The 25,138-nt window shown below is 66.9% G+C and carries 20 protein-coding genes; 8 read left to right on the top strand and 12 right to left on the bottom strand.

From position 1 onward, the window contains the following. Positions 1-64 precede the first annotated feature (64 nt). From ACFO0J_RS17470 to hrpA, 6 genes are all read right to left on the bottom strand, one after another. Positions 65-1,165, bottom strand: coding sequence for a glycosyltransferase family 4 protein (locus tag ACFO0J_RS17470; protein WP_376814364.1), 1,101 nt, complete (start codon positions 1,163-1,165; stop codon positions 65-67). Between the two features lie 70 nt (positions 1,166-1,235). Beyond that, positions 1,236-2,078, bottom strand: a complete 843-nt coding sequence (locus ACFO0J_RS17465) for a polysaccharide deacetylase family protein (RefSeq protein ID WP_376814380.1) — start codon at positions 2,076-2,078, stop codon at positions 1,236-1,238. Continuing rightward, positions 2,075-3,172 (bottom strand): glycosyltransferase family 4 protein, encoded by a 1,098-nt coding sequence (locus tag ACFO0J_RS17460; protein ID WP_376814379.1) that lies wholly within the window; start codon positions 3,170-3,172, stop codon positions 2,075-2,077. Before ACFO0J_RS17460 ends, ACFO0J_RS17465 begins: the two co-directional genes overlap by 4 nt. Further along, positions 3,172-3,942 carry a glycosyltransferase family 25 protein gene (locus ACFO0J_RS17455; RefSeq protein ID WP_376814363.1) on the bottom strand — a complete coding sequence of 257 codons (771 nt, stop codon included), beginning with the start codon at positions 3,940-3,942 and terminating at the stop codon, positions 3,172-3,174. The genes ACFO0J_RS17460 and ACFO0J_RS17455 overlap by 1 nt, the downstream gene beginning before the upstream one ends. Next, positions 3,939-7,418: a DNA polymerase III subunit alpha gene (gene dnaE / locus ACFO0J_RS17450; protein WP_376814362.1), complete on the bottom strand. Its 3,480-nt coding sequence runs from the start codon at positions 7,416-7,418 to the stop codon at positions 3,939-3,941. The genes ACFO0J_RS17455 and dnaE overlap by 4 nt, the downstream gene beginning before the upstream one ends. Positions 7,419-7,455: 37 nt before the next feature. Continuing rightward, complete coding sequence (gene hrpA / locus ACFO0J_RS17445; RefSeq protein WP_376814361.1) at positions 7,456-11,331, bottom strand: ATP-dependent RNA helicase HrpA; 3,876 nt, start codon at positions 11,329-11,331, stop codon at positions 7,456-7,458. Between the two features lie 95 nt (positions 11,332-11,426). Between hrpA and argA the strand changes: the two genes are divergently transcribed. The 4 genes from argA (at position 11,427) to ACFO0J_RS17425 (ending at position 15,123) form a co-directional block, all read left to right on the top strand. Beyond that, positions 11,427-12,782, top strand: a complete 1,356-nt coding sequence (gene argA / locus ACFO0J_RS17440; RefSeq protein ID WP_376814360.1) for an amino-acid N-acetyltransferase — start codon at positions 11,427-11,429, stop codon at positions 12,780-12,782. Next, positions 12,779-13,861 carry a dTDP-glucose 4,6-dehydratase gene (gene rfbB / locus ACFO0J_RS17435; RefSeq protein WP_376814359.1) on the top strand — a complete coding sequence of 361 codons (1,083 nt, stop codon included), beginning with the start codon at positions 12,779-12,781 and terminating at the stop codon, positions 13,859-13,861. The genes argA and rfbB overlap by 4 nt, the downstream gene beginning before the upstream one ends. Then, on the top strand, positions 13,861-14,781 hold the full coding sequence (rfbD, locus tag ACFO0J_RS17430) for a dTDP-4-dehydrorhamnose reductase (protein WP_376814358.1): 921 nt from the start codon (positions 13,861-13,863) through the stop codon (positions 14,779-14,781). The genes rfbB and rfbD overlap by 1 nt, the downstream gene beginning before the upstream one ends. Before the next feature lie 69 nt (positions 14,782-14,850). Beyond that, the gene (locus ACFO0J_RS17425) at positions 14,851-15,123 is read left to right on the top strand and encodes an oxidative damage protection protein (RefSeq protein ID WP_376814357.1); all 273 of its coding nucleotides are present in this window, start codon (positions 14,851-14,853) and stop codon (positions 15,121-15,123) included. Positions 15,124-15,135: 12 nt separating this feature from the next. On the opposite strand, the gene phoU is transcribed toward ACFO0J_RS17425, so the two are convergent. Together phoU and rpiA are read right to left on the bottom strand one after the other, a co-directional pair. After that, positions 15,136-15,882 carry a phosphate signaling complex protein PhoU gene (phoU, locus tag ACFO0J_RS17420; RefSeq protein WP_376814356.1) on the bottom strand — a complete coding sequence of 249 codons (747 nt, stop codon included), beginning with the start codon at positions 15,880-15,882 and terminating at the stop codon, positions 15,136-15,138. Between the two features lie 138 nt (positions 15,883-16,020). Further along, positions 16,021-16,701 (bottom strand): ribose-5-phosphate isomerase RpiA, encoded by a 681-nt coding sequence (rpiA, locus tag ACFO0J_RS17415; protein WP_376814355.1) that lies wholly within the window; start codon positions 16,699-16,701, stop codon positions 16,021-16,023. Between the two features lie 165 nt (positions 16,702-16,866). Between rpiA and ACFO0J_RS17410 the strand changes: the two genes are divergently transcribed. From ACFO0J_RS17410 to ACFO0J_RS17395, 4 genes are all read left to right on the top strand, one after another. Beyond that, positions 16,867-17,691 (top strand): SIR2 family NAD-dependent protein deacylase, encoded by an 825-nt coding sequence (locus tag ACFO0J_RS17410; RefSeq protein ID WP_376814354.1) that lies wholly within the window; start codon positions 16,867-16,869, stop codon positions 17,689-17,691. 37 nt (positions 17,692-17,728) lie between these two features. Further along, positions 17,729-18,703, top strand: a complete 975-nt coding sequence (locus tag ACFO0J_RS17405) for a helix-turn-helix transcriptional regulator (RefSeq protein WP_376814353.1) — start codon at positions 17,729-17,731, stop codon at positions 18,701-18,703. Next, on the top strand, positions 18,703-19,512 hold the full coding sequence (locus ACFO0J_RS17400; RefSeq protein ID WP_376814352.1) for an EcsC family protein: 810 nt from the start codon (positions 18,703-18,705) through the stop codon (positions 19,510-19,512). Before ACFO0J_RS17405 ends, ACFO0J_RS17400 begins: the two co-directional genes overlap by 1 nt. Before the next feature lie 123 nt (positions 19,513-19,635). After that, positions 19,636-21,111: an inorganic phosphate transporter gene (locus ACFO0J_RS17395; RefSeq protein ID WP_376814351.1), complete on the top strand. Its 1,476-nt coding sequence runs from the start codon at positions 19,636-19,638 to the stop codon at positions 21,109-21,111. Positions 21,112-21,133: 22 nt separating this feature from the next. On the opposite strand, the gene ACFO0J_RS17390 is transcribed toward ACFO0J_RS17395, so the two are convergent. Genes ACFO0J_RS17390 through ACFO0J_RS17375 form a run of 4 tightly spaced genes read right to left on the bottom strand, consistent with a single transcriptional unit; the run spans position 21,134 to position 25,125 of the window. Further along, a complete protein-coding gene (locus ACFO0J_RS17390) occupies positions 21,134-21,943 on the bottom strand; it encodes an ABC transporter permease subunit (protein ID WP_376814350.1) in 810 nt (269 codons plus the stop codon). Then, positions 21,940-22,845, bottom strand: coding sequence for an ABC transporter permease subunit (locus ACFO0J_RS17385; RefSeq protein ID WP_376814349.1), 906 nt, complete (start codon positions 22,843-22,845; stop codon positions 21,940-21,942). Before ACFO0J_RS17385 ends, ACFO0J_RS17390 begins: the two co-directional genes overlap by 4 nt. A 44-nt stretch (positions 22,846-22,889) precedes the next feature. Next, positions 22,890-24,014, bottom strand: a complete 1,125-nt coding sequence (locus ACFO0J_RS17380; protein WP_376814378.1) for an ABC transporter ATP-binding protein — start codon at positions 24,012-24,014, stop codon at positions 22,890-22,892. A gap of 13 nt (positions 24,015-24,027) precedes the next feature. After that, positions 24,028-25,125 carry a polyamine ABC transporter substrate-binding protein gene (locus ACFO0J_RS17375; protein WP_376814348.1) on the bottom strand — a complete coding sequence of 366 codons (1,098 nt, stop codon included), beginning with the start codon at positions 25,123-25,125 and terminating at the stop codon, positions 24,028-24,030. Positions 25,126-25,138: the final 13 nt, after the last annotated feature.

The following is a 25,138-nucleotide window of genomic DNA, read 5'->3' as shown; positions in this document are numbered from 1 at the left end:
CGAATTTGCACAGGGCCGTGCATCAGCCCAGCCCTGATCGTGATGACCGCATCCAGCCTCCTGTTCACTGCGTCCTCTCCTTGAGCCAGCGGCTGTAGCACTGCTCCGTCCGACGGACCATGCCCTCCGCTGTAAAACGATCGGAACCGCGCACTGCCCGCATCCCGGCCCGCCCCATCGAGCGACAACGGGCAGGGTTCTCGACCAGCGTCCGAATCGCGTTTTCCAAGGCGTCCTGATCATGCACGGGCACCAGCAAGCCGGTGACGCCATGCGCTACGACCTCAGGAACGCCGCCTACGTCCGTCCCGACAACGGGCAGACCCGCCGCACCCGCTTCGATGAAAGACGTCCCCAGCGCCTCCTGCTCCGTGGCCAGCGCAAAAATATCGAAGCCGGCCAGCACATTGGGGATGTCGGAGCGCCTGCCGGTAAACAGGACTTTGTCTTGCAAGCCTCGCGCACGCACGTAGGCCCGCAATTCCTCCAGCAAGGGGGAACCGTCCCCGACCAGCACCAGGAAGACATCCGGTCGCCGTAATAATGAGGCAGCCATGGCGTCGATCAGCGCGCGATGTCCTTTCTTATCGCGCATCACAGCCACGCAACCGACGACGATCGCATCCGCGGGCACCCCCAATTCATGCCGAAGGCTGGAGCACTCTACCACGGAGGATAAAGGAATCGCAGTGTAGATCGTCTCGACGCGCGCCGGATCGACACGCCGGTCCAGCAGCAGGCGCCGCACATACTCGCTGATTGCAATCACGCGATGCGGCACCCCCGTATACGACAATAAAGAGCCCGGCTTGACCGCCAAGTGCCGGGTGCGGACGATCAAGGGCGTCCCGGCCAGGCGCCCCGCCACCCCGGCCAGCAAGGTATCGCGCCGGCTATGGGTATTCAGGACGTCAAAGTGCCCTGCCCTCAGGAGACGGCGGACTCGGTATACGCCACGGAAATAATTGCGCGGGCCGTCCATCAGCAAGGTGTGAACCTGAAAACCTTCATCGCGCAAGCATTGCGCCAGGCGGGCATGCGGCTGGCACAGCGCCTCCATATGATGGCCCGCCGTCCGCATGGCGCACATTTCCTTGAAAATGCGGTTTTCCTGGCCACCCCATCCGGTCGCCGCTTCTGAATGGAGAACATGCAAGGATTTCATCGGAAGCCACGAAGACGAACCGCGTCATGCGCCGGCCATCTTCACCCGCCCGCGCACGGGCCTGAACAGTTCAATCGCCATAATGCTGCCCTCGTTTCCAGCGCTTCCAGCGATTGAACACGGGGGCCAGCACTGGGTTCGCCGCCACCTGGACACGGCGCCCCAGCGATGCGCCGCTGGTGTCGCGGACGGCGAAGCGAAAGATCGAGGCCGGGTCGGTGCCCTGCCGATTACGGCCGAAGGCGCGTGTCGTATACAGATGGCGGAAACCGGCCTCCTGGGCGAGTCGGACGTAATCGTCGTCGAAATAGCCTTGCGGCCAGCAAAGCTGGTCGGAGACCTCGCCCAGATGCCGGCGCAGGCAATCCCGCGACTGGGCCAGCTCATCGCGCATATGCGCGTTCTTGGTCGCGGCGTCTCGTTGGTCCCAGCGGGTATGGGTATGCGTATGGCTGTGAAACTCGATCACGCCCTTGTCCTGCATGGCCTGGATTTCGGACCAGCGCAGAATGGCCTCGTCGGCGCGGCCCGCTTCGATGCGCCGTTCGCAGTCCCGATGCTCGGGTGTCTCGGGCAGCGGCTCCTGGTCACCCAGTTGCGGTCGGACCGGGCCTTCGCCCACCCACCCGGTCACGACGAACACCGTCGCCCGCATGCCATAGCGGCGCAGCAAAGGCTCGGCATAGACCCAGTTGTCCAGATAGCCGTCGTCGAACGTGATCAGCACCGAGCGGCGCGGCGCACCGCCCTGCTGCAGGTGGCGGATGAATTCCGCCGTGCCCAGGGCGTGATAGCCGCGGCGCGCCAGCCAGCGCAACTGGTCCTCGAAGTGTTCGGGCGTCGCCGCGATCATGCCGCCCTCCGGGCGGACATGGTGGTACATCAGGACAGGGACGATGTGGGCGGCCATCAGGCAAGTTCCTCCAACCACTGACGGTAACAGCGTTCGGTCCGCTCGCCCAGCGCCTCCCGGGTGAAACGGCCGTCCTCCAGGCAATAACGCCGTCCGGCGCGGCCCATGCGCCGACGCAAATCGGGGTCCGAAACCAGGCGGTCCAGCGCCTGGGTCAGGGCCGGGATATCGAACAGGGGCACCAGCAGGCCGCTTTCATTTTCTTGCATCATTTCCGGTACACCGCCGACGCGCGTGCCGACCACGGGAAGGCCGGCGGCCCCCGCCTCGACAAAGACCGTGCCCGAGGCTTCGATATGCGTCGCCAGGGCGAACACGTCGAAATCCGGCAGCAGCGCCGGCACATCGGACCGGGCGCCCAGGAGATGAATCCGGTCCGCCAGACCGGCCGAAGCCGCCTGATCGCGTAAACGGGACAACGCCGCATCGCCGCCGCCCACGATGACCAGATGCACGCGGGCATCTTTGCGCAACACCGGCAGCATGGCTTCGATCAATTGTTCATGCCCTTTTTCGGCCCGCAACACACCGACGCTGCCGACGATGACCGCCTGCGCATCCAGCCCCAGCTCAGCCCGCAGGACAGGCGCCGGCATGGGGTCAGGAAAGTCTACTGCAGGCGGCACGACCGCGACGTAACCAGGTGGCACACCCCGCCCGATCAGATGCTGACGCACGAACTCACTGGGGGCGATCACCCGGCGCGGCACCCCGGTATACGCCAGCAAGGACCCCACGGGCTTGGCCAGATGCCGGGTCCGCACCACCAGGGGCACGCGCGCCAGGCGGGCGGCGGCGCCGACCAGCAAGGTTTCGCGGCGGCTATGGGTATTGACCACGTCGAAATCGCCCTGCCGCAACAGGCGCACCAGGCGCGGCAGGCCCTTGGCATGGTTCCAGGGTCCATCCATTTCCAGCGTGTCCACCAGGAACCCCGCCTGCCGGAGCTCGCGCGCCAGTTGGGCATGCGGCTGGCAGACGGCCTGCACGTGATGCCCCCGGTCGCGCAACGCGTTCATCAGGCGGAAGATATAGCGTTCCTGGCCCGCGAAGCCCGTCGCCGCCTCGGCATGGAGGATACGCAGGGGTTTCATCATGCGGGCCGCTTATGGGAAAGCCGAAAACGCAGGTTATGCACCAGACGCCACACCGTGTCGCGGACCTGATAGGCCTCGCGCCGTATTTTGTCGCCCAAGGGCAGGGGCGATTCCACGGCGGCGCCCGTGATATCCGACGGCGACTCATGATCCTGGGCCACGCAGGCCGGCTGGATCACGATGTTTTCCACGCCATGCTCGTAGAACCGGAATACGGCGTCATCCAGGGGGTAAATCCAGGTCCGGCTGCCCTCCAGCAAGGCCCGGGCCCCCGCGGGCGCCAGCAGATACGCCACCGAGCAGGAGTGCCGCTTGAGTTTGCGCGTCAGGGCGAAAGGCCCCACCCGGCCGACATGCATGAAGGCATCCCGCCCCGGCCGGTCATATTCATGCAGCCAGATAAAGGGCCATTCGTGCAGCAGCGCCTGCGCATGGTCCAGCATCTCCGGGAAGTTGTCCTTCAGGATGGCGTCGTCTTCGACCACGATCAGCGGCCGGCCGGATTCGGCGCATTCCTGCCAGAGCAGGTAATGGCTGGCAAAGCAGCCCAATTGAGAGGGCTTCAGATCACGGCCGCGTCCTTTCACCCGGGCGCGGGCGACGGGATCGTAATGCGAAAACAGCGGATGATCGGGCTGCTGCTTGCCGTTGACGGCATCCAGGAAGCTGTAGCCGGAAATCCCCAACCGGTCGAACTGGGCGGCGATCTGCCGCCGCCGATCCAGGCGGGAGGCCAGGCTGATAATGCGTATGGGGAGCGTATTCATCCGTAGTTGATTTCCACATCATCGTAAGACAGCCACTGCCGCGCATCGGCGATCAGGGTCTCGTCCATGCGCACGCGCCAGTCCTCGCCCAGGCGCAGCAGGCAGGAAAAGCGCGACCCGCGCAGGCGCAGTTCGACCGGCACACCGGATTCGTCCGACCGCCAGGGCGCCAGCAGGTCCTGCAGGCGGCCGGCGTCCATCCCATCGGGCACGGACAGGCGCAGGCTGCGGGCGCGGCTTTCGCGCACGCGCTGCAGGTCGTACAGTTCGTCGGCCGAGACGCGCAGGCCGCCGGAATAGTCATCATGGCTGACGCGCCCCTGGATCACCAGGGGGCGGTCTTCTTTCAAGCTGTCGCGGTACTGCTCGTACATCTCGTTGAAGATGGCGACCTCGATCTGGGCCGTGCCGTCGTCCAGCAGGGCATACAGCATCTTGCCGCGCCGGGTCATGCGCACACGCACTTCCGCCAGCACGCCCGCCAGCCATTGCTGGCCGCGCGAGGGCGCCAGCCGCGCCAGCGGCGTGGGCGCGACGCGCCGGATCTCGTCGCGCCAGGCGTCGAACAAATGGCCGCTGAAATAAAAGCCCAGGGCGGTCTTTTCTTCCCTCAGGTAGGTTTCCAGGTCCCAGGGCGTGACGCGCGCGACCTCGTCGGCCACCAGTTCGTCGGTGTTGTCGTCAAACAGCGAGACCTGGTTGGCGTTGCGTTCGGCCTGCTCGGCCGCCTCGATGGCGCTGCTCAGGGCCTCCAGCAGCGCCGCGCGGTTGGTCTCCAGTGTGTCGAAGGCCCCGGCGCGAATCAGCGCCTCGATGGTGCGCCGGTTGACGGCGTGGCGGTCCACCCGGGCGCAGAAATCGAACAGCCCGGTGAACCGGCCGCCGGCCGTGCGCGCGGCGATGATGGCCTCGACGGCGGACTGGCCGGTGCCCTTGACCCCGCCCAGGCCGTAGCGGATGGTGCGCGGCGGGCGGCCCTGCGCGGTATGCTCGTCGGCCACCGGCGCGAAGCGGTAGCCGGATTCGTTGACGTCCGGCGGCAGGACGGCGACCTTGTTTTCCACGGCATCGCGCCAAAAGATCTGGATCTTGTCCGTGTCGTCCATGTCGGACAGCATGGTCGCGGCCAGGAATTCCGCCGGGTGATAAACCTTGAGCCAGGCGGTCTGGTAGGAAATCAGGGCGTAGGCGGCCGAGTGACTCTTGTTGAAGCCATAGCCTGCGAACTTTTCCATCAGGTCGAACAGGTGTGCGGCCAGATCCGGGTCGTAGCCCTTTTTGGCGGCGCCTTCCTGGAAGATCACCCGGTGCTTGGCCATTTCCTCGGGCTTTTTCTTGCCCATGGCGCGGCGCAGCAAGTCGGCGCCGCCCAGCGAATAGCCGCCGATGATCTGCGAGATCAGCATCACCTGTTCCTGGTAGACGATGACGCCGTAGGTGCTCTTGAGCACCGATTCCAGATCCGGGTGGAAATAATCGACTTCGGCGCGGCCGTGCTTGCGATTCACGAAGTCGACCACCATGCCGGATTCCAGCGGCCCGGGACGGAACAGCGCCAGCAAGGCGACCACGTCTTCAAAGGTGTTGGGCCGCATGCTTTTCAGCAGCTCTTTCATGCCGCGCGATTCGAGCTGGAACACCGCCGTGGTGTTGGCGGCCGACAGCAGATCGTAGGTGGCCTGGTCATCCAGCGGCAAGGCCATGATGTCGAAATCGCGCTTGTCCGGATTGAATTCGCGCACGTAGCGCACGGCCCAATCCAGAATGGTCAGGTTGCGCAGGCCCAGGAAGTCGAACTTGACCAGGCCGGCGGCCTCGACGTCGTCCTTGTCGAACTGGGACACGACGCTGGATTCGCTGCCCGGCTGGCAATACAGGGGGCAGAAATCGGTCAGCTTGCCCGGCGCGATCAGCACCCCGCCGGCGTGCATGCCGATGTTGCGCGTCAGGCCTTCCAGCGGCCGGGCCAGGTCGATGAGGGCGTGGATTTCCTCGTCGGTGTCGTACAGTTCCTTGAAGGCGGGTTCGTGTTCCAGCGTGCGGTCCAGCGACCAGGGATCAGCCGGATTGAAAGGGATCATCTTCGACAGGCGGTCGCAGACGCTGTAGGGCATCTCCAGCACGCGGCCCACGTCGCGCACCACGGCCTTGGCGCCCAGGGTGCCGAACGTGGCGATCTGGCTGACGGCATCGCGGCCGTACTTTTCCTTGACGTATTCGATGACCCGTTCGCGGTTGTCCTGGCAGAAGTCCACGTCGAAGTCGGGCATGGACACGCGTTCGGGGTTCAGGAAGCGCTCGAACAGCAAGTCGTAGCGCAACGGGTCCAGATCGGTGATCCCCAGGCTGAAGGCCACCAGGGAGCCCGCGCCCGAGCCCCGGCCCGGCCCCACCGGCACGCCGTGGCCCTTGCCCCAGTTGATGAAGTCCTGCACGATCAGGAAGTAGCCGGGAAAGCCCATGCTGATGATGGTCCGGCACTCCAGGTCCAGACGGGCCTGATATTCGGGCATGCGGCGGGCGCGCTCGTCGGCGTCCGGATACAACTGGACCATGCGGCGCGCCAGGCCCTCGTTGGACAGATGCACCATATAGTCGTCCAGCGACACCCCGTCCGGCGTGGGGAACAGCGGCAGTTGCGGCTGGTCCAGGGTCAGGGTCAGGCTGCAGCGGCGGGCGATCTGCACCGCGTTGGCCAGGGCCGAGGGCACGTCCGCGAAGCGGCGCGCCATGTCGGCGCTGTCGGGCATGTATTGCTCGGCCGTGAAACGCCGGACGCGGCGCGGATTGCCCAGCAGTTCGCCTTCGGCGATGCAGACGCGGGCCTCGTGGGCGCGGAAATCGGACGGCGCGATGAACTGGATCGGGTGCGTGGCCACCACCGGCAGGCCGCAGTCCGCCGCCAGGCGCAGCGCAGCCTGGACATAGGCCTCGTCGCCGTCAAAGCCGGCGCGCTGCAATTCGATGAAATACGCATCCGGGAAATCGGCCGCCCACTGGCGCGCCAGGCGGCGAGCCTCGTCTTCGCGGCCGGCCTCCAGGGCCTGGCCCACGTCGCCCGCACGGGCACCGGACAGGACGATCAGGCCGTTCTTGCCCGACAGCCATTCACGGCGCATTTCCGCCCGGCCGCGCTGGCTGTTTTCCGTCCAGGCCCGGGCCAGCAGTTCGCACAGGTCCAGGTAGGCGGCATGGCCGGTGGCCAGCAGCAGCACGCGAAAGGGCTTGTCCTCGTCGACCGGATTCTGCAGCCAGACATCGCAGCCGGCGATGGGCTTGATGCCGGCCTTGCGGGCCGTCTTGTAGAACTTGATCCAGCCGAACAGATTGGCCAGATCGCTGATCGCCATGGCCGGCTGGCCGAATTCCTTTGCCCGACCGATCAGGTCGGGGATGCGCGCGATGCCGTCCACGACGGAAAACTCGGAGTGGCTGCGCAGGTGGACGAACAGAGGGGTGTCGGGGGATATGCTCATGGGTGGGATTGTACCTAGGGGGACCTCTGAATAAGTCCTAGCGCGGCATGGCGGCCCAGGCCTTTTCCAGGCGCTTGACCGAGACGGGGAAAGGCGTGCGCAGCGTCTGGGCGTAGAGGGCCACGCGCAGCTCTTCCAGTTGCCAGCGGAAGGCGTCCAGGTTGGCGTCGGGCGCGCCCTTGAGCGCCGCGCGCGCGCGTTGCCAGGGCGTGCTCAGGCGGATGATATCGGCCATCAGGGCGGCGTCGCGCGCGGGGTCGGCACGCAGTTTTTCGATGCGCAGTTGCGCCGCCTTCAGATAGCGCGGCAGGTGCCCGAGCTGTTCCGGCGGCGTGTCGCGCACAAAGGCCGGGCCGACCAACGCGTCGAGCTGCTGGCGCAGATCCTGCTGCGCCTGGGGCCAGGGACGGGCCTGAGGCAGTTTTTTCACCAGGGCGGCGCGTTCGGTCAGGATGACGCCGGCCAGGCGGGCCCGTTCCTGGGCCAGCAGCCCCAGGCGCGCGCGGCCTTCGGCGCAGCGCTGATCGAAGGCCGCCGCGTCGGCGGGCCAGGGCTCCATCAGGCAGGCCTGGTCCAGGGCCGCGTCGATCAACTGATCGCGCAGTTCCTGCTGGGTGCCCAGGTCCATGTACAGCATGCCCATGCGGGTCAGGTCCGGCAGGTTCTTTTCCAGGTAGCGGACCTGCTCCCGCAAAGCCAGGCGAAACAAGCGCCGCAGGCCGACCGCGTGCACGCGGCGCGCTTCCTGGGGATCGTCGAAGACGTCCAGGTCGCAGGACTCGCCCCGATCGCGCAGCGCCGGGTAACCGATCAGGGACTGTCCGCCGCGCTGGATTTCCAGCAGTTCCGGCAGCGCGCCGAAGGTCCAGGCCGTCAGGCCCTCGTGGTCCAGGACGCGGGAGGCCTGCTGGTCACGCGCCGCCACCTGCTGAAAGGAGGCCTGGGCCTGGCGGCCGTGCTCGGCGCGCAACTGGTCCAGGCTGCGGCCGCCGGACAGCATGCGGCCGTGCTCGTCGATCACCTTGAAATTCATGAACAGGTGCGGCGGCAGGGTCTCCAGCTTGAAATCGGTGGCCTGGACGCGCACCCGGCATTGCTCCCAGATGTCCTGCTCCAGCGCGTCCAGCAGGCCCATGCCCGGATCGACGGCGCGCTCGAACCAGCGTTCGTGGAAACCGGCCGCATAGTCGGGCAAGGGCACGCAATGGCGGCGCAGTTTCTGCGGCAGGGATTTCAGCAGCAGATGGGCTTTTTCCTTGAGCATGCCCGGCACCAGCCATTCGCAGCGCGCGGCATCGATCTGGTTCAGGGCGAACAGCGGCACGGTCAGCGTCATGCCGTCACGCGGCGAACCCGGCTCGAAATGGTAGTCCACCGCCAGCTCGGTCCCGGCCCAGCTCAGGCGGCGCGGAAAGACCTCCGTCGTCACCCCGGCGGCATCGTGCCGCATCAGTTCGTCGCGGCTCAGGTTCAGCCGCGCGGCGGCCTCGGCGTCCAGGCCTTTGAACCAGGCTTCCAGCGTCGCCGCCTGGGACACGTCGGCGGGAATCTGGCCGTCGTAAAAGGCGTAGATCAGCGCGTCATCCACCAGGATGTCCGGGCGGCGGCTTTGGTGTTCCAGGCGCTCGATGGACGCGATCAGCCGCCGGTTGTGGGCGATGAAGGGCAGCCTGCTGTCGATGTCGCCCGGCACCAGGGCGTCGCGGATGAAGATTTCCCGCGCGGCCTTGGGGTCGATGCGGCCGTAGTGCACGCGGCGCCCGGCATACACCGGCAGGCCGTGCACGGTGCCGCGCTCGTTGGCCACGACCTGGCCGGCTTTCTTTTCCCAGCGCGGATCGGACCAGGCGCGCTTGAGCAGGTGCGCCCCGGCCCGCTCGACCCAGGTCGGCTCGATCTGCGCCACACAGCGGGCGTACAGGCGGGTGGTTTCGACCAGTTCGGCCGCCAGCACCCAGCGGCCGGCTTTTTTCTGCAGCGGCGAGCCCGGGTGGATGGCGAAGCGGATGTCGTGCGCGCCCTGATACAGCCCGCCGTCCTCGGACTTCATGCCGATATTGCCCAGCAGGCCGGCCAGCAGCGCCATGTGGATCTGCTCGCGCGTGGCCGGGGTCTGGTTCAGCCGCCAGCCCTGTTCGCGCGCCAGGGTCAGCAATTGCGTGTGCGTGTCGTGCCATTCGCGCAAGCGGATGGGCGACAGGAATTTGGCGCGGATCTGGTCTGTCAGCTTGCGCTGCGAGGCCTTGTGCGCGACCTGCTCGCCGTACCACTGCCAGAGCTTCAGCCAGGCCAGGAATTCCGACTGCTTGTCGTTGAACTGGGCGTGGGCGTTGTCGGCGGCCTCGCGCGCCTGCATGGGGCGGTCGCGCGGGTCCTGCACGGACAGCGCCGAGGCGATGATGAGGATTTCTTCCAGGCACTGCTGTTCGTGCGCGGCAAAGACCATGCGCGCGATGCGCGGGTCGACCGGCAATTTTGCCAGTGCGCGGCCCACGGAGGTCAGGTGGTTGCGCTCGTCCAGCGCCCCCAGCTCCTGCAGCAGTTGATAGCCGTCGGCAATGGCCCGGCCGGTGGGCGGCTCGACGAAGGGAAAGGCCTCGATATCGTCCAACCGCAGGGATTTCATCCGCAGGATGACCGAGGCCAGGGACGAACGCAGGATTTCCGGGTCCGTGAAGGCGGGGCGCTGCTTGAAATCGTCTTCGGCGTACAGGCGCACGCACACCCCCGGCCCCAGGCGGCCGCAGCGGCCGGCGCGCTGGTTGGCCGAAGCCTGGCTGACGGGCTCGATGCGCAACTGCTCGACCTTGCTGCGCCAGGAATAGCGCTTGATGCGCGCCAGGCCGCTGTCCACGACGTAGCGGATGCCCGGCACCGTCAGCGAGGTCTCGGCCACGTTGGTGGCCAGCACGATGCGCCGGGCATTGCCGCGCGGATGGAAGATCTGCTCCTGCTCGGCGCGCGACAGCCGGGCGTACAGCGGCAGCACCAGGGCGCCGACGGGATGGCGCTTGCGCAGGGCCTCGGCGCATTCGCGGATTTCGCGCTCGCCGGGCAGAAAGACCAGCACGTCGCCGGCGCCGTGGCGGGCGCATTCGTCCACGCCATCCACCACGGCATCGACCAGGTCGCGCTCTTCGTCGCCCTGCCCCGGTTTGCGGCCGGCGAAGCCGTCGTCCTCGTCCCGCCGCACGGGGCGGTAGCGCAGTTCCACCGGAAACAGGCGGCCCGAGACCTGGATCACCGGGGCCGGCCGGTCTTCGGTGCCGAAATGCCTGGCGAAGCGGTCGGCATCGATGGTGGCCGAAGTGATGATCAGCTTCAGGTCCTTGCGGCGTGCCAGCAGGCGCTTCAGGAAACCCAGCAGGAAATCGATGTTCAGGCTGCGCTCGTGCGCCTCGTCGATGATCAGGGTGTCGTAGCGGCGCAGCAGGGGATCGCGCTGGGTCTCGGCCAGCAGGATGCCGTCGGTCATCAGCTTGATGGCCGTCGCCGGGCCGGCGCGCTCGGAAAAGCGGATCTGGTAGCCCACCCAATCGCCCATCTCGGTGCGCAGTTCCTCGGCCACGCGCTGGGCCACCGAGGTCGCGGCCAGACGGCGCGGCTGGGTGTGGCCGATCATGCCGTTGCGGCCGCGTCCCAGTTCCAGACAGATCTTGGGCAACTGGGTGGTCTTGCCCGAACCGGTCTCGCCGCAGACGATCACCACCTGGTGCTCGGTGATGGCGCGCGCGATGTCCTGGCGGCAGGCGCTGACGGGCAGGTCTTCCGGATAGTGGATGGGCGGCAGGGGCCGGTCGCCGGCGCCGGCGGGCGGACGGGGTGTACGCGGGCGGTCCGGGCCTGGGGACGGAGACGCCGCAGCGGGCCGGGTCCGCGCCCGGCGGGGCGGCTGCGAGGGATTTTCTGGCATACAGTCGGGAAAAAGACAATCGCTCATTATAATTTCGCTATCGCAAGAATCCGACGCCCACCCCAACCTTCGAGACCCGAGACCCGTCGCCCGCCATGAGTTCTGCCGAAACCGACACCTATTCCGCCCAGGACGCCCCCGAATTCGCCCCCGCGCAGTTCGTGCGATGGTTCCGCGAGGTCGCGCCTTATGTGCATGACTTCCGCGGCAAGACCTTCGTCGTGGCCTTTGGCGGCGAACTGATCGAGGACGGCGGCCTGGAGGACCTGGTGGCCGACCTGTCGCTGCTGTCGGCGCTGGGGATCAAGCTGGTGCTGGTGCACGGCTCGCGTCCCCAGGTCAACGAACAGCTACGCCTGAAAGGCCACACCACCCAGTTCGGCCGGGGCACGGAACCCACCAGCCCCGAGGCCCTGGAATGCGCCAAAGAGGCCGCCGGGGAAATCCGCCTGGACATCGAGGCCGCCTTCAGCCAGGGGCTGCCCAACACGCCCATGTCGCACGCCAAGATCCGCGTGATCTCCGGTAACTTCGTCACGGCGCGCCCGGTCGGCGTGATCGACGGCGTGGACTACCGGCGCGCCGGCACGGTGCGCAAGCTGGACATCGAAGCGATGCGCAACGTCATCAGCCAGGGCGCCATCGTGCTGCTCTCGCCGCTGGGCTTTTCCCCCACCGGCGAGGCCTTCAACCTGGCCATGGAAGACCTGGCCACCAACGCCGCCGTGGCGCTGCGCGCCGAAAAACTGATTTTCCTGACCCAGAACCGCACCGTCACCGAGACCGACGGTTCCGTGGACACGGAACTGGCCCGCAAGGACGCCGACGACCTGCTCGCCCAGGACATCCTGGACGAGGACACGTCCGCCTTTCTGCGCCACGCGTCCCTGGCGGTCAAGCGCGGGGTGGCGCGCGCGCACCTGGTGCCCTACACCATGGACGGCAGCATCCTGCTGGAAATCTTCACCCACGACGGGGTGGGCACCATGGTGGTCGAGGACACCCTCGAAGACCTGCGCCCGGCCGGCGCCGACGACGTGGGCGCCATCGTCCAGTTGATCGAGCCCCTGGAGGCCGACGGCACCCTGGTGCCGCGCGGCCGCGCCACGATCGAGCGCGACGTGGAAAAATTCACGGTGCTGGAGCACGACGGCGTGATCTACGGCTGCGTGGCCCTGATTCCCTACCTGGACGACGGCATGGCCGAAATGGCCTGCCTGATCGTGCATCCCGAATGGCAGGGCACGGGCGACGGCGAAAAACTGCTGCGCCACGCCGAAACCAGCGCCCGCGCCCAGGGCGCCCGGCGCCTGTTCGTGCTGACCACGCGCACCTCGCACTGGTTCCTGAAGCGCGGCTTCGTCCAGGGCGGCGTCTCCGACCTGCCCCACGAAAAGCGCGCCCACTACAACCATTCGCGCAACAGCCTGGTGTTCATCAAGCGGCTATGAAAATCCTCGTCACCGGCGGCGCCGGCTTCATCGGCTCGGCCTTGATCCGGCACCTGATCGGCGACACCGATCATGCGGTCGTCAACGTCGACAAGCTGACCTACGCCGGCAACCTGGAATCCCTGGCCTGCGTCGCGGACGATCCGCGCTATGCCTTCGAGCATCTGGACATCTGCGATGCGGCGGGGCTGGCGGACGCCTTTGCGCACCACCGGCCGGACGCCGTGATGCACCTGGCGGCGGAATCCCACGTGGACCGTTCCATCGACGGCCCCGCAGAATTCGTGCGCACCAATGTGGTCGGCACCTACACGCTGCTGGAGGCCGCCCGCGCCCACTGGAACGGGCTGGGCGCCGCCGCGCGCGCCGCCTTCCGCTTCCATCACATTTCCACCGACGAGGTCTACGGCGACCTGGCCGGCACCCATGACCTGTTCACGGAAGCCACGCCCTACGCCCCCAGCTCGCCCTATTCCGCCAGCAAGGCGGGATCGGACCATCTGGCGCGGGCCTGGCAGCGCACCTACGGCCTGCCGGTGCTGGTGACGAACTGCTCCAACAACTACGGCCCCTGCCACTTCCCGGAAAAACTGATCCCCCTGATCATCCTGAACGCCCTGGAAGGCAAGCCCCTGCCCGTCTACGGCCAGGGCCTGCAGGTGCGCGACTGGCTCTACGTCGAGGACCACGCCCGCGCCCTGCTGCGCGTGGTCGAATCAGGCGTCCCCGGGGAAACCTACAACATCGGCGGCCACAACGAGCAGCGCAACATCGACGTGGTGCAGGCCATCTGCGCCCTGCTGGAAGAACTCGCCCCCGAACACCCCGCCGGCGTGACGCGCTACGCCGACCTGATCACCCACGTGGCCGACCGCCCGGGGCACGACCTGCGCTACGCCATCGACGCCGGCAAGATCGCCCGCGAGCTGGGCTGGACGCCGCAGGAAACCTTCGCCACCGGCCTGCGCAAGACCGTGCAGTGGTACCTGGACAACCGCGGCTGGTGCCGCCACGTGCAGGACGGCAGCTACCAGCGCCAGCGGCTGGGCCTGGGCTCGGCCGCGTCCGCGTCCGCCTGATGACACCCCCGACCCGGCGCGACGACGGCCCGCGCATCCTGGTCACCGGCGCCGACGGGCAATTGGGGCGTTCGCTGCGCGTGCTGGCGGCGCGGCATCCCGATGCGGCGCGCTATGCATTCCTGACGCGATCGCAGTTGGACATCACGCAAGCCGATGCCGTGCATGCCTGGCTGGACGCGCATCCCGCCGACTGCCTGATCAATGCCGCCGCCTACACGGCCGTGGACCGCGCGGCCGCGGAGCCGGAGCCGTCCCGCGCGATCAACGCGGACGCGCCCGGCCTGCTGGCGCGCGCCTGCGCGGCGCGCGGCATCCGGCTGCTGCACGTGTCCACCGACTACGTGTTCGACGGACGGCTGGACCGCCCCTACCGGGAAAGCGACCCGACCGCGCCCCTGAACACCTACGGGCGCGGCAAGCTGGCGGGCGAACAGGCTGTGCTGGCCGCCGATCCGCATGCGCTGATCGTGCGCACCGGCTGGGTCTTCAGCGCCTGGGGCGGCAATTTCGTGCGCACCATGGTGCGCCTGGGCACGGAGCGCGACACGCTGCGCGTGATCGATGACCAGATCGGCGGCCCCACCTGGGCCGGCCACCTGGCCCGGGTCCTGCACACGCTGGCCCTGCAGCCCGCGGACCCGCTACCGGGCGGCCTCTATCACTTCGGCGGCCGTCCCTGGACCAGTTGGCACGGTTTCGCGCTGGAAATCCTGAGCCGCGCCCACGCCCGGGGCCTGATCGCCCGCCTGCCCCGGGTCGAGGCGATCACCTCGGCCGACTGGCCCTCGCCCGAACCCCGGCCGGCCAACGGCCGCCTGGACTGCGCCCGGCTGGAGGCCCTGATCGGACCCTTGGAGTGCGACTGGCGCGTCGGCCTGGATCGGGTGCTGGACGCCTGGAAGACAGAAGGGTCTTGAAGCGGCGGAGGCAGCCTCGCAGGGCTACAATCACCGCTTCCCCACCGCAAGACACGAGAGGCTCCCGACATGGCACGCATGATTCAATGCCACAAACTCAAGCGTGAGGCCCAAGGCCTGGACTATCCCCCGTACCCGGGCGATCTGGGCGTGCGCATCTGGCGCGAAATTTCCAAGGACGCCTGGACCCAGTGGCTGGACATCCAGACGCGGCTGGTCAATGAGAACCACCTGAGCCTGGCCGAACCCGAAGCGCGCAAATTCCTGGCCGGACGCATGCAGGCGTTCCTGTTCGACGACCAGGACGTCGAGGCCCAGGGCTACGTGCCGCCCTCGGCCTGATCTCCGTCCCAATCAGTCGCGCGCGTTCTCGGACGCGTCATCGCCGCGCGGTTGCGGCGGCTCGCCGCGCGCCATGCGTTCGGTATTGGTGACGCCCGTGTGGCGCACGTCGTCGCCGCGCACCATGTAGATCACCCGCTCGGCCATGTTCTTCGCATGGTCGCCGATGCGCTCCAGCGCGCGGGCGATGAAGATCAGATCGATGGAATGCGAGATCGTGCGCGGGTCTTCGATCATGTAGGTGATGATGTGGCGCAGGGAGGCCTTCCATTCCTTGTCCACCTCTTTGTCGTTGCGCACGACCTGGGCGGCTGCAATGGGGTCTTCGCGGGCAAAGGCGTCCAACGCCGCCCGGATCATGCTGGCCACTGCATCGGCCATGTGGCGCAATTCCACCACCGGCTCGTAGGACGTATTGGATTCGTGCAGGCGGCGGGCGACCTTGGCGATCTTTTCGGCCTCGTCGCCGCAGCGCTCCATATCGGTCAGCATCTTGGACACCGACAGCAGCAGGCGCAGGTCCCCGGCCGTCGGCTGATGCCGGGCGATCAACTGGCTGATGCGCTCGTCGATGTCGATCTCGAACTGATTGACCTGCCGTTCGTGCTCACGGACCCGGTCCACCAGTTGCAGTTCACCCCGCGTCAGGGCGTGGATGCCGTCCAGCACCATGGATTCGACCAGTCCGCCCATCTGCAGGAACATGGACCGCGTCGTTTCGAGTTCGCTGTGGAATTGCTTATTGGTGTGTTCCAGCATCCGGGACCTCTGCCTGCCGTCAGGCGCGTTCGACGAGCGCGCTGGCATCGCGCTCGCCGCATATGGAAAGAATGCTCAGCATAGCAGCGCCATGTGACAGAAACATGACGATGTGGCGCCGACCGGCGCGAAGCCGGATCAATCGCGCAATTCCAGCCGCGACACGCCCGCCTGCCCCGCCACCAGCGCCACCTGGGCGCCCGAGATCGCGAACAGGCCGCAGCAGACCACGCCCGGGATGTTGTTCAGCAGCGCCTCGAATTCGGCGGGATCGCCGTAGCGCAGGCCGGCGACGTCCAGGATCTGGTTGCCGTTGTCGGTGGTGAAGCCTTCGCGCAAGCGCGGCTGCCCGCCCAGTTGGCGGACCTCGCGGGCGACTGCTTCACGCGCCAGGGGGATGACCTCGATCGGCAGCGGAAAGCCGCCCAGGCGCTCGACCAGCTTGGATTCATCGACGATGCAGACGAAACGGTCCGCCACCGAAGCCACGATCTTTTCACGCGTCAGCGCCCCGCCGCCGCCCTTGATCATGTTCAACTGATGGTCGATCTCGTCGGCGCCGTCCACATACAGCGCCAGCGAGCTCACCTCGTTCAAGTCCAGCACCTGGATGCCGGCCGCCTGCATGCGGCGCGTGCTGCGCTCCGAGCTGGACACCGCCGCACGGAAGGCTCCGCGATGCGGCGCCAACAGATCGATGAAACGATCCACGGTCGATCCCGTCCCCACCCCCAGGATGCTGTCGGGCTGCAACTGGGGCAGCACATCGTCGAGGGCGGCCTGGGCCGCCTGTTGCTTGAGTTCGTCCTGGGTGAGCATGGGGGTATTCCGATCGGAGGTCTGGGAGGCCTGTATTGTAATGGTCCCGCCCTGCAGCGGCCTCGATCCGCCACGACCCGCGCACGACGGACGGCGGCGACACATTCTGTCGCAAGGTCTCCCTAGACTGAGCCTGTGTTTCACGCTCACCAAGGAATCGATGCCATGCCTCCCACCCACGCCCAATGGAACCGCGCCCTGGATTACTTGCGTGCGGCCCGCGGTCTGCTGATCACCGCCGGCGCCGGCATGGGCGTGGATTCCGGACTGCCGGATTTTCGCGGCAAAGAGGGCCTGTGGCAGGCCTACCCCGCCCTGCGTCAGGCGCGCCTGGATTTCCAGCACATCGCCCAGCCCGAATCCTTCGACCGTTGGCCCACGCTGGCCTGGGGGTTTTACGGCCACCGCCTGTCCCTATATCGCCGGACCGAACCGCATGCGGGCTTCGGCATCCTGCGGCGCTGGGCCGAACGCCTGCCGCACGGCGCCTTCGTCTTCACCAGCAACGTCGACGGCCAGTTCCAGCGGGCGGGCTTCGACCCGGACCGGCTCCTGGAATGCCACGGCTCGCTGCACTGGATGCAATGTCACGCCCGCTGCAAGCACCGGATCTGGCCGGCCGACGACTTCGAGCCGGACGTGGACGCTGCGACCTGCCGCCTGCGCTCGCCCCTGCCGACCTGCCCCGACTGCGGCGCCCTGGCCCGCCCCAACGTGCTGATGTTCAATGACCTGAATTGGGAAACGGAGCGCATGACGGCTCAGCGCGACCGGCTCAACGCCTGGCTGGAATCCGTGGGCGGCGACCCGCTGGCCGTGATCGAACTGGGCGCGGGTCAGGCGATCCCCTCGGTGCGCCATTTCAGCCTGCGCAGCGGCCATCCGGTGCTGCGCATCAATGCCCGCGACAGCGCCATTTCTCCGCGCTGGGGCGTCGGCCTGGAAGGCCCGGCGCTGCGGACGCTGCAATGGCTTGATACACATATTTGATCCATACTGGCGGCTCTCCCGACTCTGCGACCCCGGCATGGCCACACGATCCTCGACTCTGGAAACCACCCTGCTGGCGCTGGAAATACTGCGCCGGATTCCACGCGCGCCCCGCACCATCACCACCGGCGAACTGCACGCGCAACTGGCCGCCAGCGGTTTCGAGCGCGATATACGGACCATCCAGCGGCAACTGGACATGCTCAGCGCGGCCTTGGACATCGAGCGCAACGACGATGCCGCCCCCTACCGCTACCAGTGGCTGCCCCACGCCAAACCGCTGGCCATTCCGCACCTGAACGCACAGGAATCCCTGCTGCTGACCCTGGCCGAGGAACACCTGCGCCATCTGCTGCCCGCCCACCTGATGAAATCCCTGGAGGGTTTCTTCGCCCAGGCGCACCGCAACATGGAGCCGGACCGCAATGCAGGGCTGGAGCGCGAATGGCCGTCCAAGATCCGTGTGGTCGCCACCACCCAGCCGCTGCTGCCCCCGACCATCGCGCCCGGTGTGCTGGACACGGTCAGCGAAGCCCTGTACCACAATCATCGGCTGCGGCTGGACTACAAGAACGCCGGCGGCCGGCGCCAGACCATCGAGGTCATGCCCCTGGGCCTGGCCCAGCAAGGCCCGCGCCTGTATCTGGTGTGCCGCTTCCAGGGGTTCGAAAACGAGCGCAGCCTGGCCCTGCACCGCATCCTGAGCGCCGAGCAGGCCTCCACCATCCCCTTTGAGCGCCCCCGGGACTTCGACCTGGCCAAATACGATGCCGACGGACGCTTTCGCTTCGGCGAGGGCGAGCGCATCCGGCTGCGCTTTCGCATCAAACGCGAGGTCGGGCATCATCTGCTGGAAACGCCCTTGTCCAGGGACCAGACGATTACCGAGGCTGACGGCGACCGGCTGGAAGTCACTGCCACCGTGGTCGACAGCGCCATGCTGGATCAATGGCTGCGCGGGTTCGGAGAGGCGGTGGACGGGGTGGAAAAACTCGATTCAGGAGCCCCTTGATGCACGACACCTCCTTCTCCGCCGACGATCTCGATGCCCTGCGCCAGGCGCATGCCCTGCTGGAAAATCCGGGCCTGGCCGCGCGCATCACCAATCTGATCGGCTCCCCTGTCGAAAAATTCATGGACCGGCTCCCGGCCGGCTGGAACGCCCAGATCGGCCAGGTGACCCGGCTGGCCCTGAGCAAAGCCGCTGACGCCGCCCTGTTCACCATGCACGACAAGCCCGGAGGCCGCAGTTCGAACGTGTGGCACAAGATCGGCGCGGCGGCCTCCGGCGGTGTGGGCGGATTCTTCGGCCTGGCCGGCCTGGCGGTGGAACTGCCGGTGTCCACCACGATCATGATGCGTTCGATTGCCGACATCGCCCGCAGCGAAGGGGAATCGCTGTCCGCCCCGGACACCCGGCTCGCCTGCCTGGAGGTCTTCGCCCTGGGCGGCAAAAGCGCGGCCGACGACGGCGCGGAAAGCGGCTATTACGTCGTCCGCACGGCGCTGGCGCACGCCATCAGCCAGGCCGCCGAATACGCCGCCGGCAGCATCGCCGTCGAAAAGGCCGCCCCGCCCGCCCTGATGCGCCTGATCACGATCGTGGCGGAACGCTTCGGCATCCAGATCACCGAAAAAGCCGCCGCCCAGGCCGTGCCCGCCCTCGGCGCAGCCGGCGGCGCGCTGATCAACACCCTGTTCATCGATCACTTCCAGGACATGGCCCGGGGCCATTTCATCATTCGCAGGCTGGACCGGCGCTATGGAGAAGATGCGGTGCGGGCGGCGTACGAGGCTCTGGACTCGCCGCGCGCGGGCTGATCCCCGGAAAAAAACGATCCATGGATCAGCCCGGAGACCGCCGGAATGCCGCCCGGAAAGAACCGGTCAAACTTCCGTTCATAAATTTGCAATAATGCCGGGTCTCCCGAACGCACATCCATCATGTTCGATCTATTCTCCGGCCTACCCCTTTCGGTCGGGCTCAGTCTGGTTCTGGCGCTGGCCCTCGTCCTGGTCTTCGAATTCATCAACGGTTTCCACGACACCGCCAACGCCGTCGCCACGGTCATCTATACCAAGGCCATGCCGCCGCACCTGGCCGTGCTCTTTTCCGGCATCTGCAACTTCCTGGGCGTGCTGCTCGGCGGCGTGGGGGTGGCCTACGCCATCGTCCACCTGCTGCCCGTTGAAATGCTGCTCAACCTGGAAAGCGGGCGCAGCCTGTCCATGGCGTTCTCCATCCTGGTGGCCGCCATCGCCTGGAATCTGGGCACCTGGTATTTCGGCATCCCCGCCTCCAGTTCGCACGCGCTGATCGGTTCGATCCTGGGCGTGGGCCTGGCCAATGCCCTGCTGACCGGCCTGCCCGTGGGCGACGGCGTCAACTGGGGCAAGGCCATCGACATCGGCCTGTCGCTGATCATCTCGCCCCTGGCCGGCTTCATCCTGGCGGCCTTGCTGCTGCTGGGCCTGAAAAAGCTGTTCCTCGACTCGAAGATGCACAAGACGCCCGAACAGCGCCGCGCCATCGACAACAAAAAACACCCTCCCTTCTGGAACCGGCTGGTGCTGGTGCTGTCGGCCATGTGCGTCAGCTTCGTGCACGGCTCCAACGACGGGCAGAAAGGCATCGGCCTGATCATGCTGGTCCTGATCGGCATCGTCCCGGCCAAGTTCATGCTGGACCCGGCCAGCACGCCCTACCAGGTCCAGCGCACCGTCGACGCCGCCGCCCACCTGAACGATCTCTACCTGCGCAACGAAGTGATCCTGGGCGACTATCTGGCGCTCAAGGCCCCGCCCCGCATCGGACTGCCCCAGACCGCCCGCTGCGATCCGCAGGACACGCTGCCCATCATCAAGGCGGTGCGCCACACCCTGGACGGCGTGCGCTCCTACGACGACCTGACGCCCGAAACCCGGGTGCGCGTGCGCCGCTATCTGCTCTGCCTGGACGATACCGCCCGCAAAGTGAGCAGCCTGGATACGCTGTCCCTCGATGAAAAGACCGACTTGCGGCGCTTGCGATCGGACCTGACCGCGACGACGGAATATGCGCCGTTCTGGGTGATCGTCGCCGTCGCCCTGGCCCTGGGCGCCGGCACCATGGTGGGCTGGCGCCGCGTGGTGCTGACCGTGGGCGAAAAAATCGGCAAGCAAGGCATGACCTACGCCCAGGGCATGGCCGCCCAGATCACCGCCGTCGCCGCCATCGGCGTGGCCAACGTCTTCAGCCTGCCGGTCTCGACCACCCAGGTCCTGTCCTCCGGCGTGGCCGGCACCATGGTCGCCAATCGCAGCGGATTGCACAACGGCACGGTGCGCACCATCCTGCTGGCATGGCTGCTGACCTTCCCGGCCAGCATGCTGCTGTCGTCGGGATTGTTTTATCTGGCAGTGACGGTGTTGGGGGTTTGAGGGGGGATAGGGTTAGCGCCCCCTACCCCTGCCTTTTCGCCGCCTGGATCTGCATCCGGTTGACCGCGACCACCACAACCCCCACGGCCACCATGAACAAGGTCGCCAGGGCGTTGATCTCGGGCTTCAGCCCCAGCCGCACGCGGGAAAAGACCTCCAGCGGCAGGGTCGTATACCCCGGGCCGGAGAGGAAGGACGCCACCACCACGTCGTCCAGCGACAGGGTGAAGGACAGCAGCCATGCGGCCAGCAGGGCCGGGGCGATCAGGGGCAGCGTGATCTGGAAGAACACCTTCAGCGGCGAGGCCCCCAGGTCCAGGGCAGCTTCTTCCAGTGAGCGGTCCAGGTCGCGCACGCGCGACTGGATGATGACGGCGACGTAGGCCGTGCACAGGGTCACGTGGCCCACCCAGATGGTGAACAGGCCGTTGCCGTCGGGCCAGCCGAACACCTTGGACATTTCCACGAACATCAGCAGCAGCGAGATGCCCAACACGACTTCGGGCATGACCAGCGGCGCGCTGAGCATGCCGATGTACAGGCCGAAGCCCCGGAAGCGCCCCATGCGCGCCAGCACGTAGCCGGCCCAGGTGCCGATCGCCACGGCCGCCGTGGCCGTCAGGGTGGCGATCAGCAGCGACAGTTTCGCCGCCGACAGCAGCGCCTGGTCCTGGAACAGTTCGGCGTACCAGCGCAGCGAAAAGCCCGACCAGGAGGTCATCAGCGTGGAATCGTTGAAGGAGAACACCATCAGGCAGGCGATGGGCACGTACAGGAAGCCGTAGCCGATCACCAGCGTCAGGAAGCGAAACCAGCCGCCGTTGCGCATCATGGCCGGCCTCCCAGTTGGCGGGCCTGGTTGTACTGGAAGATGGACAGGGGCACCAGCAGCAACAGGACCATCACGCAGGTGACGGCGGCCGCCATCGGCCAGTCGGCGTTGTTGAAGAATTCGTTCCACATCACGCGTCCCATCATCAGGGTATTGGCCCCGCCCAGCATTTCAGGGATGACGTATTCGCCCACCGAGGGGATGAACACCAGCATGGCGCCCGCCACCACGCCGGGCATGGACAGGGGCAGCGTGATCCGCAGGAAAGCGCGCCAGGGCCGCGCGCCCAGGTCGTAGGCAGCCTCCAGCAGGCGGTAGTCCAGCTTCACCAGGTTGGCGTACAGCGGCAGGATGAAGAACGGCAGGTAGGCGTAGATCAGGCCGATGTAGACGGCCAGGTCGGTGCGGTAGATTTCCAGCGGCGCATCGATCAGCCCAAAGTTCATCAGCAGATTGTTCAGCAGCCCGTCGTTGCGCAGGATGCCGACCCAGGCGTAGACGCGCAGCAGCAGCGAGGTCCAGAACGGCAGGATCACGCCCAGCAGCAGCAGGTTGCGGATCTCCGGCCGCGCGCGGGCGATGTGATAGGCCATGGGGTAGCCGATCAGCGCGCAGCAGACGGTGGTGACCAGGGCCATCTTGACCGAATTCAGGTAGACCGCCGCGTACAGGCTGTCGGTGAACAGCAGCACATAGCCGCGCAGGTGCAGGGCCAGCGACAGGGTCTCGTCCTGCAGGGTGGCGATCGGCAGGTAAGGCGGGATGCCGAACTGCAGGTCGGAAAAGCTGATCTTCAGCACCAGCAGGAACGGCAGCAGCAGGAACAGCGCCAGCCAGACGTAGGGCACGCCGATGGCGAACTGGCGGGCGCTGGGGCGATGGCCGGGAATTTTCAGGTGCATCGGCGGCTCCGGACGCGAGGGTCGATGAAAGCGGCGGACAGGCGTCAGGACGCCAGCACGGTCCCGGCGTCGTGGGACCAGGTGACGAAGACTTCCTCGTCCACGCCGGGCGCGTCGGACTGGCTCCAGTCCAGGCTGGGCACGCTGGCCTCGATGGTCTGGCCGGCGTCGAGGCGGATCTGGTAGCGGGCATAGCTGCCCATCCAGGCGACGTGCGACACCATGCCGTGGCCCCAGTTGGACTCGGCCTCGGGGACCTGGCGGCCGACGCGGATCTGCTCGGGCCGGATGGACACGTGGACCTCCATGCCCAGCGGTTCGCTGATGCCGTGGCTGACATACAGCGGACGCGACAGCGCATCGGTCTCGATCAGCACGTGGTCAGGCTCGTCCACCACGATGGTGCCGGTGAACAGATTGGTCGATCCGATGAAGCCGGCGACGAAACGGGTGCTGGGAAAGGTATAGACGTCGTGCGGCGTGCCGCACTGGACGATCTGGCCTTCGGTCATGACGGCCAGGCGGCTGGCCATGGTCATGGCCTCTTCCTGGTCGTGGGTGACCATGATGCAGGTGACGCCGACCTGGCCCAGAATTTTCACCAGCTCGATCTGCGTCGCCTGGCGGATCTGCTTGTCCAGCGCCGACATGGGCTCGTCGAGCAGCAGCAGCTTGGGCCGCTTGACCAGGCTGCGCGCCAGGGCCACGCGCTGCTGCTGGCCGCCGGACAGTTGATGCGGGCGGCGGCGCGCGTAGGCGGCCATCTGCACCAGGTCCAGGGCCTCGAAGACACGTTCGTGGATCTCGTGGCGCGGCACGCCTTCCTGCTTCAGGCCGAAGGCGACGTTGGCCTCGACCGACATGTGCGGGAACAGCGCATAGGACTGGAACATCATGTTGACCGGCCGCCGGTGCGGCGGCAGGGCCGTGATGTCCTCATCGTCCAGGATGATGCGCCCGGACGTGGGCTCCTCGAAGCCCGCCAGCATGCGCAGCAGGGTCGATTTGCCGCAGCCCGAGCTGCCCAGCAGGGCAAAGATCTCGTGCCGCCGCACCGACAGGGAGACGGACTGCACGGCCACCGTGTCGCCGAAGATCTTGACGACGTCCTCCATGCGCACGAAGTCGTCCGCCTCGCCCTGGCGGGGCATGCCGCGCGGGTCCTGCATCATGGCCGCGCCCTCAGCGCCCGGTCTTGAGCTGCGCCCACATCTGCGTCTGCAGGCGCAGGATGTTCAGGGGCTGCGGCTGGATGACGAACAGCGTGCGGGTGACTTCCGCCGAGGGGTAGATCATGGGGTTGTTGGCGACCTCATCGACTACGTACTTGCGCGCCTCTTTATTGGCGTTGGGGTAGTACATCTCGTTGGTGATGGCCGCATGCACCTGGGGCGTCTCGATGTAGTTGATGAAGGCGTGCGCCTCATCCACGTGCTCGGCGCTCTTGGGGATGGCCATGGTGTCGAACCAGGCCGGCGCCCCGCCGTCGGGAATGTAATAGTCGATGGCGTAGGATTTCTTGGCCTCCTTCGCGCGCGACGAGGCGATCATCACATCGCCCGAGAAGCCGTAGACCATGCACAGGCCGCCCGAGGCCAGTTCATCGATGTAGCCCGAGGAGCTGAACTGGCGCACGTAGGGCCGGATGGTTTTCAGCAGGGCCAGCGCGGCCTCGTAATCCTTGGGATCGCTGCTGTTGGGGTCCTTGCCCAGATAGTGCAGCACGGCCGGGAAGACCTGCGCGGCCTCGTCCAGAATGGAGATGCCGCAGGACTGCAGCTTGGCCGCGTTTTCCGGCTTGAACAGCATGTCCCAGGAATTCAGGGGCGCGTCCCGGCCCATGATTTCCTGGGCCTTGGTGACGTTGTAGCCCAGGCCGTTGGTGCCGTAGCCCCAGGGGACCAGGTACTGGTTGCCGGGATCGACCGTGGCGACCAGGGCCATGATGTCGGGATCCAGGTACTGCCAGTTGGGGATCTTGGAGCGGTCCAGCTTCTGGAACAGGCCGCCCTGGACCTGCCGGGCGGCGTAGTGGGTGGAGGGCACGACGACGTCGTAGCCCGACTTGCCCGTCAGCAGCTTGGCCTGCAGGGTGTCATTGGTGTCGTAGACGTCGTAGCGGATCTTGATGCCGGTGGTCTTCTCGAAACCGGACAAGGTATCGGGCGCAGTGTATTCGGCCCAGTTGTAGACGTTGACGACGCGATCCTGGGCGTTCGCCGGCACCGCGGCGATCAGCGCGACAGCGGCCAGCAGGGTATTGACGGTGCCGATTTTCATGGCATAGGTCCCC

Origin of the sequence: Castellaniella hirudinis (assembly GCF_042651965.1) — a bacterium.
GTDB classification, from domain to species: Bacteria; Pseudomonadota; Gammaproteobacteria; order Burkholderiales; family Burkholderiaceae_B; genus Castellaniella; species Castellaniella hirudinis.
The sequence above is the reverse complement of the archived record's forward strand: the minus strand, read 5'-3'. Positions and strand labels throughout refer to the sequence as shown.

Excerpts from the sequence above, each read along its gene's own strand:
- argA (WP_376814360.1), top strand. The coding sequence starts at position 11,427 with ATGAGTTCTGCCGAAACCGACACCTATTCCGCCCAGGACGCCCCCGAA.
- ACFO0J_RS17380 (WP_376814378.1), bottom strand. The coding sequence starts at position 24,014 with ATGCAGGACCCGCGCGGCATGCCCCGCCAGGGCGAGGCGGACGACTTC.
- ACFO0J_RS17405 (WP_376814353.1), top strand. The coding sequence starts at position 17,729 with ATGGCCACACGATCCTCGACTCTGGAAACCACCCTGCTGGCGCTGGAA.
- ACFO0J_RS17375 (WP_376814348.1), bottom strand. The coding sequence starts at position 25,125 with ATGAAAATCGGCACCGTCAATACCCTGCTGGCCGCTGTCGCGCTGATC.
- ACFO0J_RS17385 (WP_376814349.1), bottom strand. The coding sequence starts at position 22,845 with ATGCACCTGAAAATTCCCGGCCATCGCCCCAGCGCCCGCCAGTTCGCC.
- ACFO0J_RS17425 (WP_376814357.1), top strand. The coding sequence starts at position 14,851 with ATGGCACGCATGATTCAATGCCACAAACTCAAGCGTGAGGCCCAAGGC.
- rfbD (WP_376814358.1), top strand. The coding sequence starts at position 13,861 with ATGACACCCCCGACCCGGCGCGACGACGGCCCGCGCATCCTGGTCACC.
- ACFO0J_RS17455 (WP_376814363.1), bottom strand. The coding sequence starts at position 3,942 with ATGAATACGCTCCCCATACGCATTATCAGCCTGGCCTCCCGCCTGGAT.
- hrpA (WP_376814361.1), bottom strand. The coding sequence starts at position 11,331 with ATGCCAGAAAATCCCTCGCAGCCGCCCCGCCGGGCGCGGACCCGGCCC.
- ACFO0J_RS17410 (WP_376814354.1), top strand. The coding sequence starts at position 16,867 with ATGCCTCCCACCCACGCCCAATGGAACCGCGCCCTGGATTACTTGCGT.
- rpiA (WP_376814355.1), bottom strand. The coding sequence starts at position 16,701 with ATGCTCACCCAGGACGAACTCAAGCAACAGGCGGCCCAGGCCGCCCTC.
- ACFO0J_RS17460 (WP_376814379.1), bottom strand. The coding sequence starts at position 3,172 with ATGAAACCCCTGCGTATCCTCCATGCCGAGGCGGCGACGGGCTTCGCG.
- ACFO0J_RS17470 (WP_376814364.1), bottom strand. The coding sequence starts at position 1,165 with ATGAAATCCTTGCATGTTCTCCATTCAGAAGCGGCGACCGGATGGGGT.
- phoU (WP_376814356.1), bottom strand. The coding sequence starts at position 15,882 with ATGCTGGAACACACCAATAAGCAATTCCACAGCGAACTCGAAACGACG.
- ACFO0J_RS17395 (WP_376814351.1), top strand. The coding sequence starts at position 19,636 with ATGTTCGATCTATTCTCCGGCCTACCCCTTTCGGTCGGGCTCAGTCTG.
- ACFO0J_RS17400 (WP_376814352.1), top strand. The coding sequence starts at position 18,703 with ATGCACGACACCTCCTTCTCCGCCGACGATCTCGATGCCCTGCGCCAG.
- dnaE (WP_376814362.1), bottom strand. The coding sequence starts at position 7,418 with ATGAGCATATCCCCCGACACCCCTCTGTTCGTCCACCTGCGCAGCCAC.
- ACFO0J_RS17390 (WP_376814350.1), bottom strand. The coding sequence starts at position 21,943 with ATGATGCGCAACGGCGGCTGGTTTCGCTTCCTGACGCTGGTGATCGGC.
- rfbB (WP_376814359.1), top strand. The coding sequence starts at position 12,779 with ATGAAAATCCTCGTCACCGGCGGCGCCGGCTTCATCGGCTCGGCCTTG.